Genomic DNA, 15,554 nt, shown 5'->3' with positions numbered 1-15,554 from the left:
CGATTCCTCCGCTTCTCAAATAAACGCGTGATCATTCACGCTGCTTATTTCGCCACTTGCATGACGAGACCCAGCAAATTCATGAAGACGGTATCCAGCAGGAAAATGAAGAGACCAAGCAGGATGATCGTCGCAAGAACGACACCCACATTTTTGAAAACGTTCTTCGGCGTAGGCCAAACGATCTTTTTGATCTCGCCCTTGCAGTCGCGGAAAAACTTTCCCGCTTTCTTCGTAAAGCGAACAAAGCCGTTTTCTTTTTTTGCTTTTTCGGCCATAACTTCGTTCCTCGCTTTACTTCGTCTCTCTGTGGAGCGTGTGCTTCTTGCAGAATCTGCAGTACTTGTTCATCTCAAGTCTGTCGGGATCATTCTTCTTGTTCTTCTTTGTGTTGTAGTTGCGCTGTTTGCATTCAGTGCAAGCTAAAACGACCTTTACTCTCATGACGGCACCTCCCGTTTTACGGAAAAAATTTGGGATGTTCTCCCAGCCTCCCTCAAAATTTGGGCGCAAAAAAATAGCCCCCAACTTGAGGTATACCTATAATAGCATAGGATATACGCCGCTGTCAAGAGCTATTTTGAGATTTTATGCGGTTTTTCAGTTGCTCAGGCGTGCCTCCACCTTTTTGCCCTTCTTCTTTTCCTTTTCGGGCTTGATGTTCTTGCCGATGAGTTTTCTGGAGTGCTTATACACCTTCTGCAGGTCGCAGCCGTCCGTAAAGTTCGCGATGATATTCCGGATGGCCGCCTCGTCCTTAATATTATTCAGAACGCCGAACTGAATGACTGCACGGGTGTCCATATCACCCGCGGCGTACATGTCGCAGAAAATGGTGCACATGCGCTTCATGGGCTCGCTGTCCTTATAGTTCTTCGCAAGATTCTCGCACTTCGGTGCAACCTTCTCAGCAGCAAACAGTGCCGTGCGCACCTGACCGTACACGATGCGTTCCTTGTTCATTTCGTCGCGCAGCTCCGGGAACACCGGCACCAAGCGGTTGAGAAAGAACTGCGGATCCGCGTTGTTCTCTTCGTCCTTCTTGCGGCGCTTCTTCGCGGTCTGCACGAGCTCGCGGCGCTTAGAGCCCTGCACGAGCTCAAGAAAGTCGTTCGCGATGCTCTCCGCGTCCTGCATGGTGTTTTCACCTTCATCGAACAGCCACATGGAAAGCTGACGCCAGTCGCCCGGCTCCTTCGGGGTCTTCATCGTCGCGCTGCGCAGCACAAAGCGCCGCTGCTTCGTCTCATAGAAAAGGCCGTAGGCCACTTCGCCCGTCGTAAACATCACGCCGCGGCCGTTGTCGGTCTCCAGCGCCACAGCTTCGCCAAAGCCCTGCTCATTTAACGCTGCCTGCAATTTTTCCTGTATCAGTTCAAAAGCTTTCTGCTCCAAGTTATGATCACTCCGTTACATTAGTAATTTAGAGTATAGCACAGTTTTCGCGCATTGTCTATGAAAAATCCATGAATTCCCGGAAACTTATTTTTTATCGGAACATAAATCCATTGCCATCGTGCATTTTATATGCTAATATATGCTCGTATTGAAAATATGCGGGCTCGGCCCGCAACAGAAATGAAGGAAATCGATTATGACAGAATACGGCGGCGCTGCCGCTTTAAAACAGAATAACCTCGCCGCTCTGCGCAGCGCGCTGTACCACACGGATTTCGCCACAAAAAAAGAGCTTGCCGAGCAATGCAGGTTAAGCCTTGCAGCCTGTACGGCGCTCCTCGGCGAGATGATCGACGACGGACAGGTGCTGGAGCTCGCCTTTGCCGCATCGAACGGCGGCCGTCCCGCGCGCCGCTTTTCCATCAACCCAAACTACGCGCACATTTTGTGCCTGTATACCGCTAATAACGACGTGGAAAGGAGCGGCATCGCCTTGCGCGTGTGCGATTTAAAGGGAAACAGCTTGCAGGAAAAATTCTGCCCGCTCAACGACATTCTGCCGGAGGATCTCACGTTGTTCATCACACAGATGGTGCAGGCAGATCCGCTCATCCGCGCAGTCGGCATCGGCATTTCCGGCGTCACCGACCGCGAAGGCGCCATTGAATCCCTTGCGTTCCCGGCGTTAAACGGCTTCAACCCGAAAAAGGTACTCGAAGAACAGCTCGGCATCACGGTCATCACGGAAAACGACATGCACTTCACGTCCTACGGCTTTTACGTGCGCAACCCCTGCGACCACCCGTACTCCCTTTCCGTTCTCTACTGGCCGAGCCACCGCAGCGCCGGTGCGGGCACCGTGGTGGACGGACACATCATCGTCGGCAGTACAAAATATGCGGGCGAGCTCATCAGTCTGCCGCTCATCAACTCCACCGCTACAAAAGTCGAGACCGTCTCGCGCATGATTCACGGCGAAAATATCGTGCCGCTGATGCAGACCGCCGCCGTGTGCACCATCGCGCTTCTGAACCCGGACATCCTCTTCCTCACCGGCTCTGCCACCTTAAACGTGCGCGAAAAAGACATCATCGATTACTGCAAGCAGAGCATCCCGGAAAACCACATGCCCGTTTTCCGTATGCAGGCAGACATCCACGAGGAATACATGACCGGTATCTTCTCTCTGACGCGTCAGGCTTTGAAATTCAAACATTGAGCCTCTTTTTGAAATGTACAGACAACGCTCTTTAAAATTTCCTAAATCTCATAAAAACTTTTCTGCTGCTTTTTTGCAAAATGTTTAAAAAGGGGCTTTACAAACGGAAGCGAATGTGATAAGATACCTTTTGTCAGAAAGTGACGAAAGTGTCCGATCCAAAAGGGATGAAGGACAACGGGGAGTTTATACGGGCGCGACACGCTGGGGATTTGCCCACACCGCACCCATAAATGAAGAAGACAGGACAAAGCGTTTTCAGATGCGCTTTGTCCTGTTTTTCGTTTTACAAAATCATTTCTTTACAATCTGCGCCGCTTCGCGTGCCAGCGCCTCAATGGCGTCAAAATCTCCGGCGTCCAACAGCCCCCCCGGCACCATCCAGCTGCCGCCGCAGCACAGCACGTTCGGCAGCGCAAGGTACTGCGCCGCGTTCTGCGCGCTGATACCGCCGGTGGGCATGAATTTCATATTGCCGTAAGGACCGCCGAGGGCCTTCAGCATTTTCACGCCGCCCACAACCTCCGCCGGGAACAGCTTCACAAAATCGAGTCCCATGCGCATGCAGGCTTCCACCTCCGTCGGTGTCGCGCAGCCGGGGATGACCGGCACACGGTGCGCAATGCACCAGTGCACGACCTCCGGGTTCGTGCCCGGACTGATAATCGCGGAAGCGCCCGCCTTCACGGCGCGCTCTGCGGTCTTTACGTTCAAAACCGTACCGGCGCACACGCACACGTCCGGCACCTCTACCTTAATACGGCGAATGGCTTCCTCCGCCGCGTCTGTGCGGAACGTCACCTCCGCCGCGGGCAGCCCGCCTTTTTTCAGCGCCAGCGCCAGCGGCACTGCTTTTTCCGCATCGTTGATCTGAATAACGGGGATGATCCCGATCGATTTTAACGTTTCCCGAAAATTCATAGAACACCCTCCCGGTGATTTTTTTCAATTTATTGTATCATGCGCCGCAAAACTTTGCAATATATCCCCATTTCAAAAGAATTCCGTTTTATTTCAAATTTGAGCTTGACAAATGAAATAACATTCGATATTTTATCCTCATCAGCTGAACCACACCCGGGAGGAAACTATGGCAAGAACACCGCGCATCACGGCGGAAATGCTGCTTGAGGCAGGCGCCGCCATCACACTGGAAAAAGGCGCAGATGCACTCAATGTCCGCAGTGTCGCCGCTAAACTCAATTGCTCTGTGCAGCCCGTTTTCCGCAACTTCGGCAGCATGGAAACATTCCGCCGCGCCGTCATCGAATATTTAGACGGCACATATCAATCCTTCGTCGCGCAGTACCTCGATAAATCGGACTACCTGTTCACGATCAGCCTTGCGCACATTCTGCTCGCCCGCGATCGGCGCAATCTGTTCGGCGTCCTGTTTTTATCGAACGAATACGGCAGCCGCACCGTGCCGCAGATCATCTCGAGCCCGTGGAACCGCGAGGCCATCGACTGCACGGCGGTGCAGTACGGGCTCACCGTAAAAGAAGCCGAAGCCGTTTATCGCGACGTGCGATTTTATACATTCGGCATCGCCGAAGCGCTGTACGCGGGTTCACTTATTGCGGAGGAAAATGAGCTGCGGCAGTTGCTGCGCGGCGCCATCCGCAAATTCTGCGCAAAATAACGCAGTGTTCTCATTTAAAGAATTTGGAGAAAAAACATGGACATCAATGCACAAAACAAAGAAAAATATTTGGAAGACTTAAAAAATTGGCTTTGCGAGCTCGAAAGCACCCCGCTCGAAGAAATGGGCGCGTTTTTCCGCAAGCGCCTGCCGGAATACGAAGCACGCATGACAAAATTCTGGGGCGAAGACTACAAGCAGTTCGCCCGCGCTGTGCCAGAAAGCGCCAAGCGCATTTTAGACCTCGGCTGCGGCACAGGATTGGAGCTCGACGCGCTCTACAATTTGCGCACGGATATTTCCGTCATCGGCATTGACCTTTCGCCCGATATGCTCGACGTCCTCATGAAAAAGCATGGGGATAAGGACCTCACGCTGCTGTGCGGCAGCTACTTTGCCGTGCCGTTCCCCGGTGCGTTCGACGCTGTCATCTCGTTTGAATCGCTGCACCACTTTCTGCCGGAGAAAAAGCGCCGGCTTTTCAAACGCATCTATGACTGTCTCACGCCCGGCGGCATGTTTGTAAACGGCGATTACTTCGCCTGCTGTGACGAAGAAGAAAACCTGCTGCGCGAAACGTGGAGCCGCAAGCGCCGCAAAGAAAGCATTCCCGACGACGCGTTCGTCCACTTCGACATCCCGCTCACAAAAGAGCACGAAGCTGCACTGTTAAAAGAAGTCGGCTTCACCGTCACGGTAGAAAACGGTAACGATTGTTTGATTATAAAAGCGGTGAAATAACGCACAGCGAAGCGACGAATAAAGTTTTTGATCCAACTTTTTTCAAAAAGTTGGTGGGGTCTCGGGGGCAAAGCCCTGAGGTGCGCTCCGCAGAGCGCGAAACCCATTTGCCTAACCTAAAACCAGGAAGGCAGGAGCGAACTTCCAGTGGACGTTCGCTCCGCAGGAAACCCAGTTGCATGGGTTTCCTGATAGGCGGTCAAAAAACCGCCTATTTAAAGCGCCGCACCCACGCTTTCCTGCGTGAGTGCGGCGTTGCTATTCGTTTTACTTCTCCGCGCTCGGTGCACTTACGCTGAAGATCGCACCTCTAACGCCGTCCAGCTTCACGGTTGTGCCGGAGCGCAGCAGGTCGGTCGCGTGCGCCGCGCCGACGATGGCCGGTTTATCCAGCGCCATGGCGGCGATGGCTGCGTGAGAGTTCACACCGTCCATTTCCGTCACAATACCCGAAGCCTGACGGATCAGCGGCATCGTTGCGTTCGTGGTCTTCGGCAGCACCAGAATATCGCCCCTGCGGAACTTCTGCAGCGCTTCCTCCTCCGTTTTGCACACGCACAGCGGGCCGCAGGTACTCAGCTCGTTCACAACGGTGCCGGAGACAAGCACGTCGCCCACAAGGTGTACCTTCAACATGTTCGTCGTGCCGGAAATGCCCAGCGGGATACCCGCCGTGATAACGGCAATGTCGCCCGCCTGCACAAGCCCGTGCTCCTCCGCAACTGCAACAATGTGCTCAAACAGCTCGTCGGTGCTGGTCTTTTCCTCCAGCATCACGGGGATTACGCCCCAGGAAAGGCCCATCTGGTTCAGTACCTTGCGGTCGGTCGTGCCGCTGATGATTGGGCACGCCGGGCGGAATTTCGAAATCATGCGCGCCGTAAAGCCTGTTTTCGATACGGTCATGATGGCCACCGCACCGAGGTCGTGCGCCGTCGTGCACGTTGCGTGCGAAATGGCAGAGGTCACGTCCTTTTGCACCGGCACATCCCACTGCTCCAGCTGACGCACGTAGTCGATGTCGTTTTCGGTGCGCTCCGCAATGCGGACCATCGTGCGCACGGCCTCCACCGGGTACGCGCCTGCGGCCGTCTCGCCGCTCAGCATAATGGCGCTCGTGCCGTCGTAGATCGCGTTCGCCACGTCGGTCGCCTCCGCACGCGTCGGGCGCGGATTCTTGATCATGGAGTCGAGCATCTGCGTCGCCGTAATGACCTGCTTGCCGGCGACATACGCTTTGTGAATGAGCTGCTTTTGCAGCACCGGGATTTCCTCCATCGGGATCTCGACGCCAAGGTCGCCGCGCGCCACCATAATGCCGTCCGAAACGCGGATGATGTCGTCGATGTTCTCCACGCCGTCCGTGTTCTCAATCTTCGCGATGATGCGAATGTCGCGGCAGTTGTTTTTTTCAAGCTCGTTGCGGATCATCACAATATCCTCTGCCGAGCGCGTGAACGAGGCGGCGATAAACTCAAAATCTTCCTTCACGCAGAATTCAAGATCTGCGCGGTCTTTTTCGCTGATATACGGCATGGAAAGCGTCACGCCCGGCACATTGATGCCCTTATAAGACGTGATGGGGCCGTCATTCAAAAGGCGGCACTCAATGTCCGTGTCTGTCACCTTTTCCACGATCATTTCAATGAGGCCGTCGTCGATGAGGATATGCGAGCCGCGGTGTACGTCCTTCGGCAGGTCCTTAAACGTGATAGAGCAGCCTTCCGCGTCGCCGGGGCGCTCGTTCGTCGTCAGTGTGTACTTCTGCCCGTGGGTCAGCATCACCTTTTCGGCAAACTTCCCCGTGCGGATCTCCGGGCCCTTCGTGTCGAGCAGAATGGCGACCGGCACGTCAAGCTCTTTTCGCAGCTTTTTCACCATATCGGCGCGGCGCTTTTGCTCCTCATGCGTGCCGTGCGACATATTCAGGCGCGCCACGTTCATGCCGCTCAAAATCAGCTCGCGCAGCACAGCCTCGTCATCGGTAGAAGGACCCAGCGTACATACGATCTTGGTTTTTCTCATCTATATCGACCCCTTTCATTTTCGCAGACTCCATGGCCTGCACATCAGTGTGGGCTATTTTTTCTTATTATAGCTGAAAAAAGAAAGGGAAGTCAATATGACGGCTAATAATTAAAAAAGTAACAGGCTACTTGTTGAAAATGACTCGCTTTTTCACACCGGAAGTCATATTTTTCACTTTTGCCGTGCGAGAAAGTATCCTTTTCTGCATTTCGCAGATCGGCAGAGGCAGCAAAGCAAGGATTGCCACGATGCCCCACTGTGTCAAGGTCAGCGGTACGGAGCCAAACAGCGCCGCCGCTTGCGGAAACACGACCACGCCCGCCATCAATGCCGAGCAAATCAAAAACGATACGTTCAGCCCCCGGTTTTTAAACATGCCGCGTCCCAAAACCGGCCCCGTACTGCGCATATTATAGCTGTGCACGAGCTGCGAAAGGCTTAGGACCGCAAACGCCATCGTGCGCCCCACGGCGGGCTGCATGGGATCGGCGTCAAAAAACACGCGTCCCACCGTGAACGCCAAAAGCGCCAGCGCGCCGATCATCATACCCTCCGCCGCCATTGCAAAACCGAGCCCGTTTGAAAACGCACTGCTGTCCCGCGCGGTAGGTGGGCGGCGCATCACGTCGCCCTGCGGCGGGTCACTGCCCAGTGCCAGCGCAGGCAAAGAGTCCGTCACAAGGTTCACCCATAATAATTGCGCCGGCAAAAGCGGCGTCGGCGTGCGCAGCAAAAACGACACAAGCACCACCAAGATCTCGCCGATGTTGCACGACATCAAAAAATGGATGGTCTTGCGGATGTTGCCGTACACCGTCCGCCCCTCCCGCACGGCGGAAACAATCGTCGCAAAGTTGTCGTCCGTCAATACCATGTCGGCGGCGTTTTTCGCGACCTCCGTGCCGTTTTTGCCCATCGCGCAGCCGATGTCCGCCGCTTTCAGGGCAGGCGCGTCGTTCACACCGTCGCCCGTCATGGCCGTGACGAGCTTCAGCCTGCGAAACGCCTTGATAATGCGCATTTTGTGCGCCGGAGAGACCCGCGCGTACACGGAACACGTCTGCACCGTCTGCAAAAGCGCGTCGTCCGAAAGGCTTTCCAGCTCCGCACCCGTCATCACAGCTTTATTTTCAATGCCGAGCCGCCCGGCAATGGCTGAGGCCGTAGCGGGTTGGTCGCCGGTGATCATCACGGGGCGAATGCCCGCACGCTTGCACTCGGAGACCGCCTCCGCCGCCTCCGGGCGCGGGGGATCCTCCAGCCCGATAAGTCCCAAAAAGCACAGCCCGTTTTCCGCCGCATCGTCCGTCTCGGGGCAAGCTTCCGTGCGCTTTTCCGCTGCCGCCAGAACACGCAGCGCGTCGTTTGCCATGTCGCGGTTTTTTGCGCTCAGTGCCGCCCGCATCTCGGGTGTTAACGTAACGTTCTTCCCGTTTAAAAGCACATACGTACAGCGCGGTAAAATCGCCTCCGGCGCGCCCTTTGTGATGACCCTGTATCCGCCCTCCGTTCGCAGTACGACTGTCATACGGCGGCGTTCTGCCGTAAACGGCACCTCAGCCGCTTTCACGCGCTGCTTTTGCAGACGCTCCCAGTCCGATACCGCCGCGACAATCGCCGTTTCGGTCGGGTCACCGAGCAGCTTCTCGTCGCTGCCCTCCACGCTCGTGCACAGCGCCGCCGCAGATAACAAAGCGTCTCTATCCTGTCCGTTCAGCTCGCCCGCCGCACCCGCGCAGCGCACTACCGTCATTTTGTTCTGCGTCAGCGTGCCGGTTTTGTCGGAGCAAATGACCTCGCAGCTGCCAAGCGTCTCCACGGCAGGCAAATGCCGAATGATGGCTCGCTTTGCCGCCATGCGCCGCACGCCGAGCGCCAAGACGATCGTCACCACGGCAGGCAGACCCTCGGGTATCGCCGCCACCGCAAGGCTGATGGAGATCATGAACATTTCAAGCGGTTCTGCCTTTTGGATAAGCCCGATCAAAAAAATCACCGCACATATTCCAAGCACCAAAAGCCCGATGAGCTTGCCCGTGCGCCGCAGCCGCAGCTTTAACGGCGTGTCGGGTGTTTCTTCGTCGCCGAGCATCGCCGCAATGCGACCCATTTCGGTTTGCATGCCCGTTGCGGTCACAATGCCCGCGCCCTGCCCGGCAGAGATGCCCGTGCCGGAAAACAGCATGTTTTTGCGCTCCGCCGCGCTGCACATTTCGTCACATACCGCATTCGCACTCTTGCCGCTCGGCACGGATTCCCCCGTCAGCGCGCTTTCCTCGGCCTGCAAATGCATGCTCTCCAAAAGCCGCAGGTCGGCGGGCACCACGTCTCCCGCGCGGATATATACGACGTCCCCCGGCACGAGTGCTTCGGCGGAAATGACCGCGCGTTTGCCGTCCCGCAGCACATCGGCGTGCGGCGCAGAAAGCGTGCGCAACGCTTCCAACGCCCGTTCTGCCTTCGCCTCCTGCACCGTGCCGACGAACGCGTTCGCAATGACGATGCCCAAAATCAGCAGCGGGTCGGCCAGATTCGCTTCCCCCTGCATGCACGAGACGGCAAACGACACTGCCGACGCGATGAGCAGAATGAGCACCATAAAATCGCCGAACTGCAGCATAAATTTCTTTGCGAAGCTCGTTTTCTTCCCCTTTTGCAGCCGATTCTCACCGTAAACGCCGAGCCGCTTTTTCGCTTCGGATCCGCTCAGTCCGCGCCCCGCGTCGCTTTGAAGGGTTTTCACAGCCGCCTCCGCCGTCATGGCATAGAATTTTGCTTCCGCTATGGGTTTTGACATTTTCCTGCCCCCTTTTCCGGTAATTCTATGCGCGGGCGCGTCCGTTTAGAATTTTGAAAGAATTCTTTCATAGAAATCCACTGGCATTTTTAGAAAAACTGCAGTATACTATAACTCAATCAAAGCATTGGAGGTTTACTAAGATGAGTTTTCCCGGCATCCCGTCGCTTGACGCCGCCGTCATGGCCTTTATACAGACGCACTTTCATAACACCGTGACCGATACAGTCTTCCCCATCATCACATCGCTCGGCGAAGCGGGCATTGGGTGGATCGTCCTTTCGCTCGTTTTGCTCTGCTTTAAAAAAACGCGCCGCACCGGTGGTTTGGTGCTTATCGCCATGACGGTCACGCTGCTTTTCGGCGAACTGACGCTGAAAAACATCATCTGCCGCCTACGCCCGTGCAACGTGTTCACGAATTTCCCGATGCTCATCGCGCGCCCCACGTCCTATTCGTTCCCCTCGGGCCACACATCGTCAAGCTTTGCCGCAGCGCTTATTTTGACGCTCCGCCACAAAAAAGTCGGCTGGCTCGCGTACATTCCGGCAGTGCTCATCGCGTTCTCCCGCATTTTTCTTTTTGTCCACTACCCTACCGATGTCCTCGCCGGCATCCTCCTCGGCACCCTCGCCGCCCTCCTCACCTACTTTGCCGCCAAGGCGATTCAAAAGCGACAGGCAGAGAAGCGCACGGCACAAATTTGAACCGTTTATTTCGACCGATAAAAGCAGCGCGCAGGTTTCACAGCCTACGCGCTTTTTCTATCTCTGTTCAGTTCTTTCTTGTCAGTTCTTTCTTGTCAATTCTTTCTTGTCAATTCTTCCAACACTTTCCGTACATTATGCGCGGCGTCTTCCTGAATTTCAATGACCTTTGCACCGGCGTGCTTTGCTACGTCCCGCAGGTCGCACGCGATGGCGGTGTGGTACGAACAGCCGATGACAAGGAACACGTCGCCGGGCTTTAATTCAGCCGTCCTTTCGTATGCTTTCACATAGTTCGGCGCGGGGTCACCGTACAGCACGGGCTTATTATAAAGCGCCCACGCCTTGTCCATTTCGTCGTCCTCCGGCAGGCCGCCGTGCAGCTCCAGTGCGTCGCTGCCCGCTTTTTTATGCAGCCCGTCAATGTTCATCGTAATGACCGGCACCTTGTATTCCGCCAGTGCAAAATGCGCGTCGTTCGGCTCCGCGCCGTTCATATTCGCTTTCAATTCGCGAATGACCTCGTTATACGCCTCGTGGTGATGCTCCGCGAACGTGCGGAACAGCTTTTCGCGCACGTCGGGTCGCTCCATAAATGTCGGAATGTTGCTCTGCTTGCTGATGCCCGCGCCCGTAAACGCCAGAATTTTCATAAAGACCGCCTCCTTGGCTCTCAATTTAAAGGAACGGCGCAGATTTTAAGCCTGCGCCGTTCTTTTTATATAAATTCAATTTTACTGCGCTTTGCCGATCTCCAAGGCTTTTCTATTGAAACCGAGCATATCCGCTTTTCTTGCGGGAATACACTTTTGCAGCGCCTTATCGAGCGTTTCTTCCGTGCAGAACGCAAGCTCCTTGCGCAGCTTGCCGACCAAGATGATGTTTGCAAGGCCTTTCAGTCCGTTTTCCTCCGCCAGTTTTGATGCCGGGACATAGAAAACGGTCACGTCGTCGCGCTCTACACGCTCGTCGATGAGGCTGCTGTCGAGTAAGATCGTGCCGCCGGGCTCGACCTCGTTCACGAACTTATCGAGTGACGGGCGGTTCATGGCGATGAGCACGTTCGGATTCGTCACAAGCGGCGAGCCGATGGGTTCATCGGAGAGACAAATGCTGCAATTCGCGGTGCCGCCGCGCATCTCCGGGCCGTAGGACGGCAGCCAAGAGAGCTCCCTGCCCTCGATGAGGCCTGCATACGCCACAACTTTACCGGCGAACAAAATGCCCTGACCGCCGAAACCGGCAAAAACGATGTTCAAGTCTTTCATTTCAGCCTGTCCCCCTTTGTGCCGTCTTTATACACGCCGAGCGGGTAGTACGGAACCATGTTCTTTTCGAGCCAATCGAGCGCCTCAACCGGCGACATGCCCCAGTTCGTCGGACAGGTGGAAAGCACCTCTACAATGGAGTAGCCTTTGCCCTCAATCTGGTTCTGGAACGCCTTTTTGATTGCCTTTTTTGCGATATTGACATTCTTCACGTTATCGACGGTCACGCGCTGTGCAAGCGCCACGCCGTCCAGTGTGGAGAGCATTTCGCAAATGCGCACCGGATAACCTGCCGTGTTGACATCACGGCCGTACGGGGTGGTCTGCGTGACCTGATTCGGCAGGGATGTCGGCGCCATCTGGCCGCCTGTCATGCCGTAAATTGCATTGTTTACAAAGATAACGGTGATGTTTTCGCCGCGCGTTGCCGCGTGGACGGTCTCCGCCGTACCGATGGCCGCAAGGTCGCCGTCGCCCTGATAGGTGAACACAACGTCCTCCGGCTTTGCGCGCTTGATGCCTGTTGCGACCGCTTGGGCTCTGCCGTGCGGCGCCTGCACCATATCGCAGGTGAAATAATCGTAGCACATAACGGAGCAGCCGACCGAGGCCACGCCGACCGTTTTGCCGTCGATGCCGAGTTCTTCTATCGCTTCCGCAACAAGGCGGTGAATGATGCCGTGCGTGCAGCCGGGGCAATAATGCAGCGGCGCGTCTGTTAGTGTAGACGGCTTTTTAAATACAACTGCCATTTGATTCTATCCTTTCGCCTTATTTCAAAAGTTTATCGATCTCGCCCAGAATTTCCTTCGGGGTAGGAATCACACCGCCGGTACGGCCGTAGAAGTGCACCGGCACACGGCACTCTGCCGCAAGACGCACATCGTCTACCATCTGGCCCATGCTCATCTCCACAACGAGCAGCTCTTTGGCGTGGTCTGCCGCGCGCTTGATCGCGTCCTTCGGGAACGGCCACAGCGTGATGGGACGAATTAAACCGACCTTCTTGCCGGCTTCACGCGCCTTATTCACGGCGCTGCGCGCCACACGGCTCGATGCGCCGTAAGCGACGACGATGACATCCGCGTCCTCCGTGCGGTATTCCTCCGCACGCTGCTCCTTTTCTTCGACGATCTTATAGCGCTCGTAGCGGGCACGCACAAGGTCTTCAAGGGCGTTCGGCGTAAGGTAAAGGGAGTTGATGATGTTGTGCTCTCTTTTATTTTCGTGGCCGCAGGCTGCCCACGGCTTTTCGGGAAGCTTTCTGTCTTTGTGCTCCGGCAGCTCCACCGGCTCCATCATCTGGCCCAGCATGCCGTCTGCAAGGATCATCGCGGGCATGCGGTATTCGTCGGCTTTATCGAATGCGTCGGAAACGAGGTCGACCATTTCCTGCACCGTGGACGGCGCGAAAACGAGAATCTGGAAGTCACCGTGGCCGAGGGCTTTCGTCGCCTGCCAGTAATCGGACTGTGAGGGCTGAATGCCGCCGAGGCCCGGGCCGCCGCGCTGCACGTTGATGATGAGCGCCGGCAAGTCGGAGCCTGCCATATAGGAAATGCCTTCGCCCTTAAGGCTGATGCCGGGCGAGCTTGAAGACGTCATGGCGCGCACGCCGGCCGCAGCCGCACCCAGCACCATATTGACCGCCGCAATTTCCGATTCAGCCTGCAAATATGTACCGCCGATCTTCGGCATACGCTTTGCCATATAAGCCGCAAGCTCTGTTTGCGGTGTGATGGGATAGCCGAAGAAATGATGACATCCCGCCTGAATAGCGGCTTCGGCCAGGGCTTCGTTGCCCTTCATCAAAACTTTTTCTGCCATAGTTTTTAACTCCTCTCTCAGCGTTCCACCGTGATCGCCGAATCCGGGCACATAGTCGCGCATGCCGCACAGCCCACGCACGCTGCCTCATCGGTCAGCTCTGCGGGGTGATAGCCCTTCGCGTTCAAACGATCCTTCGCGAGCGCGATGATCTTTTTCGGACACGCGTGAATGCACATGGAGCAGCCTTTACATACTTTTTCGTCTACAATGATCCTTGCCATTCGGTTTCCTCCTTTATCCTACTCGGTTTCGTCCTCCCAGACGAAACGTACATATCGCTTTACCGCTTTAAATCCCTCGGGCAGTGTGTTTTCCACCGCAAAATCCGGCACGGTGGAATAGAGAAGCGGCAGATGGCATAATTCTGCGGCTTTTTTCGCAAACGGCACAGCATTAAGCACCGTTTGCATATCGGTCTGCACAGCGAGGTTTGAATTGTTCACGACCGCCGTCGCTTTCAGGTGCGATGCCGTTTCGATCTCCCGAAGGAGCGGAAGCGTTTCTTCCGGCTTTGTGGAAAGCACGCGGTACCGGTTTACGACGTACAGCATCTCGTACCCGGCAGTCTCGATTTGCCGATGCAGCTGCCCGAGCGCCGTAGCGCCCACGTCGTCACCGCCCGCATCGATAAAAATATCGGCGTTCTCCATATTAAAGATGGAGAAAATCTCCGGCGGCAGCACAGGGGTATCGAGCGTTGTGTTCGCGAACACCGGCGCGATGAGCTCCACGCCGAGTTTTTTGAGCAGCGCGGAATAATCCGACGAGCGGAAATACGGGTTCACGACGTCCATATCGACAACAACGCTGCGTCTGCCGCGCTGCGCCGCCTCTGCTGCCAAATTCAGCACGAGATTGGTCTTTCCGCAGCCGTAATGCCCGCAAATGACCGTAATGGAGCTTTTCATGCGCTCACCCTTTCTTCTATAAATAAAGCGGTCCGGTACTCATCATCATACCACCGGACCGCCAAAAAATCAACCTTTCCCGCCGACTTCGCCGCTTTATTCATAAATTTTTATAAGTCTTACAAAATGTGGGATTCGTGAAAATCTTTTAGGCTTTCGGTTCTTTGGCGGTGTTGATGGAAGAAATCAGCATTCTTCGGATGGTGCCGCATAAGGTATACAACTCCCGCGCCGCCTCTCTGCCCAAAATATCGGATTTCACAAATATCTCTATCCAATACTCCGTTTCATAACACTCTTTGAGCGCGATTTGCAGCTTTGCAATGAAGTCCGCTTTTCCGTGCGCATAGTTCGCTTCCCGAATATTCGCACCGATGGAAGTTGCGGAGCGCTCAAGCTGATTAACGATAGACCGATGCCCGTGGATCGTTTCAGTTAACTTTATCGCCTTGACCGCAAAGTCCGTCGATAGGTCGCGCAATTTGGATTCTGACACGCTATCACCTTCCTTTTTAGGAAAGTATAGCATAACTTTAGCGATGAGAAATATATTTAAAGGAAATTTAGAAATTTTCAGAAGTTTTTTAGTGAAATATTTTGCTGATGCAAAATGTGAAATAATGCTAACGCATTGTGAAATTTGATGCCAGCATCAAGTGAAATGAAATAAATCCACGCACGCCCGCAGGCATTTCACACGCCATAGGCGTATTTCACGTGCGAAGCACATTTCACAAATCCGGCAGGATTTATTTCGTTGAAAAAGAGACCTGACACATTGTGTCAGGTCTCTTTTTCTGGAGCGGACGACGAGGCTCGAACTCGCTACCTCCACCTTGGCAAGGTGGCGCTCTACCAGATGAGCTACGTCCGCATTTCGGATTTCGTGTCACTTGTTTCGCAACGTGATTTATTATAACGGAGATGACCCGATTTGTCAAGCCTATTTTTGAATTTTTCCGACTTTTTTCGTAAATGCTTGCAATCCGTGAAAAAACTGCTATACTTTATGCAAT

At 54.9% G+C, this 15,554-nt stretch carries 17 protein-coding genes and 1 tRNA gene; 4 read left to right on the top strand and 14 right to left on the bottom strand.

Going from position 1 to position 15,554, the window contains the following annotated elements; genetic code table 11:
• Window positions 1–44: 44 nt before the first annotated feature.
• From secE to ACLTX1_RS08865, 3 genes are all read right to left on the bottom strand, one after another.
• Complete coding sequence (gene secE, locus ACLTX1_RS08875; protein ID WP_176820369.1) at window positions 45–278, bottom strand: preprotein translocase subunit SecE; 234 nt, start codon at window positions 276–278, stop codon at window positions 45–47.
• A gap of 16 nt (window positions 279–294) precedes the next feature.
• Window positions 295–444, bottom strand: coding sequence for a 50S ribosomal protein L33 (rpmG, locus tag ACLTX1_RS08870; RefSeq protein ID WP_176820368.1), 150 nt, complete (start codon window positions 442–444; stop codon window positions 295–297).
• A 156-nt stretch (window positions 445–600) separates the two neighbouring features.
• Window positions 601–1,395 carry a hypothetical protein gene (locus tag ACLTX1_RS08865; protein ID WP_412330793.1) on the bottom strand — a complete coding sequence of 265 codons (795 nt, stop codon included), beginning with the start codon at window positions 1,393–1,395 and terminating at the stop codon, window positions 601–603.
• A gap of 199 nt (window positions 1,396–1,594) precedes the next feature.
• Here ACLTX1_RS08865 and ACLTX1_RS08860 point away from each other — a divergent pair, with 199 nt between their 5' ends.
• Complete coding sequence (locus ACLTX1_RS08860) at window positions 1,595–2,617, top strand: ROK family protein (RefSeq protein WP_412266756.1); 1,023 nt, start codon at window positions 1,595–1,597, stop codon at window positions 2,615–2,617.
• 294 nt (window positions 2,618–2,911) lie between these two features.
• Here ACLTX1_RS08860 and ACLTX1_RS08855 read toward each other — a convergent pair whose 3' ends face one another.
• Window positions 2,912–3,538 (bottom strand): bifunctional 4-hydroxy-2-oxoglutarate aldolase/2-dehydro-3-deoxy-phosphogluconate aldolase, encoded by a 627-nt coding sequence (locus ACLTX1_RS08855; protein ID WP_412330792.1) that lies wholly within the window; start codon window positions 3,536–3,538, stop codon window positions 2,912–2,914.
• Window positions 3,539–3,707: 169 nt separating this feature from the next.
• Here ACLTX1_RS08855 and ACLTX1_RS08850 point away from each other — a divergent pair, with 169 nt between their 5' ends.
• Together ACLTX1_RS08850 and ACLTX1_RS08845 are read left to right on the top strand one after the other, a co-directional pair.
• Complete coding sequence (locus ACLTX1_RS08850; RefSeq protein WP_343284862.1) at window positions 3,708–4,259, top strand: TetR/AcrR family transcriptional regulator; 552 nt, start codon at window positions 3,708–3,710, stop codon at window positions 4,257–4,259.
• 36 nt (window positions 4,260–4,295) lie between these two features.
• Window positions 4,296–5,000: a class I SAM-dependent methyltransferase gene (locus ACLTX1_RS08845; RefSeq protein WP_412330791.1), complete on the top strand. Its 705-nt coding sequence runs from the start codon at window positions 4,296–4,298 to the stop codon at window positions 4,998–5,000.
• Window positions 5,001–5,267: 267 nt separating this feature from the next.
• Here ACLTX1_RS08845 and pyk read toward each other — a convergent pair whose 3' ends face one another.
• Together pyk and ACLTX1_RS08835 are read right to left on the bottom strand one after the other, a co-directional pair.
• On the bottom strand, window positions 5,268–7,025 hold the full coding sequence (gene pyk / locus ACLTX1_RS08840) for a pyruvate kinase (RefSeq protein WP_395507334.1): 1,758 nt from the start codon (window positions 7,023–7,025) through the stop codon (window positions 5,268–5,270).
• A gap of 127 nt (window positions 7,026–7,152) precedes the next feature.
• Entirely contained in the window at window positions 7,153–9,825 is a 2,673-nt protein-coding gene (locus tag ACLTX1_RS08835; protein ID WP_343284865.1) for a calcium-translocating P-type ATPase, PMCA-type, read from the bottom strand.
• 143 nt (window positions 9,826–9,968) lie between these two features.
• Here ACLTX1_RS08835 and ACLTX1_RS08830 point away from each other — a divergent pair, with 143 nt between their 5' ends.
• Window positions 9,969–10,532 carry a phosphatase PAP2 family protein gene (locus ACLTX1_RS08830; protein WP_412330790.1) on the top strand — a complete coding sequence of 188 codons (564 nt, stop codon included), beginning with the start codon at window positions 9,969–9,971 and terminating at the stop codon, window positions 10,530–10,532.
• A 95-nt stretch (window positions 10,533–10,627) separates the two neighbouring features.
• Here ACLTX1_RS08830 and ACLTX1_RS08825 read toward each other — a convergent pair whose 3' ends face one another.
• The 8 genes from ACLTX1_RS08825 to ACLTX1_RS08790 all read right to left on the bottom strand — a co-directional run bounded on the left by ACLTX1_RS08825 (window position 10,628) and on the right by ACLTX1_RS08790 (window position 15,412).
• Entirely contained in the window at window positions 10,628–11,185 is a 558-nt protein-coding gene (locus tag ACLTX1_RS08825) for a Sir2 family NAD-dependent protein deacetylase (protein WP_316686867.1), read from the bottom strand.
• Window positions 11,186–11,266: 81 nt separating this feature from the next.
• Window positions 11,267–11,800 (bottom strand): 2-oxoacid:acceptor oxidoreductase family protein, encoded by a 534-nt coding sequence (locus ACLTX1_RS08820; protein WP_176820005.1) that lies wholly within the window; start codon window positions 11,798–11,800, stop codon window positions 11,267–11,269.
• Window positions 11,797–12,552 (bottom strand): thiamine pyrophosphate-dependent enzyme, encoded by a 756-nt coding sequence (locus tag ACLTX1_RS08815; RefSeq protein ID WP_176820004.1) that lies wholly within the window; start codon window positions 12,550–12,552, stop codon window positions 11,797–11,799. Before ACLTX1_RS08815 ends, ACLTX1_RS08820 begins: the two co-directional genes overlap by 4 nt.
• A 19-nt stretch (window positions 12,553–12,571) precedes the next feature.
• Window positions 12,572–13,627: a 3-methyl-2-oxobutanoate dehydrogenase subunit VorB gene (locus ACLTX1_RS08810; RefSeq protein ID WP_308448923.1), complete on the bottom strand. Its 1,056-nt coding sequence runs from the start codon at window positions 13,625–13,627 to the stop codon at window positions 12,572–12,574.
• 17 nt (window positions 13,628–13,644) lie between these two features.
• A complete protein-coding gene (locus tag ACLTX1_RS08805; protein WP_176820002.1) occupies window positions 13,645–13,851 on the bottom strand; it encodes a ferredoxin family protein in 207 nt (68 codons plus the stop codon).
• An 18-nt stretch (window positions 13,852–13,869) separates the two neighbouring features.
• Complete coding sequence (locus tag ACLTX1_RS08800; RefSeq protein ID WP_412330789.1) at window positions 13,870–14,538, bottom strand: ParA family protein; 669 nt, start codon at window positions 14,536–14,538, stop codon at window positions 13,870–13,872.
• A gap of 148 nt (window positions 14,539–14,686) precedes the next feature.
• Entirely contained in the window at window positions 14,687–15,034 is a 348-nt protein-coding gene (locus ACLTX1_RS08795; protein ID WP_308448925.1) for a four helix bundle protein, read from the bottom strand.
• 302 nt (window positions 15,035–15,336) lie between these two features.
• Window positions 15,337–15,412, bottom strand: a tRNA-Gly gene (locus tag ACLTX1_RS08790).
• Between the last annotated feature and the right edge of the window lie 142 nt (window positions 15,413–15,554).

Source organism: Hominenteromicrobium sp., from assembly GCF_046974225.1.
Taxonomy (GTDB): Bacteria; Bacillota; Clostridia; order Oscillospirales; family Acutalibacteraceae; genus Hominenteromicrobium; species Hominenteromicrobium mulieris.
The sequence above is the reverse complement of the archived record's forward strand: the minus strand, read 5'-3'. Positions and strand labels throughout refer to the sequence as shown.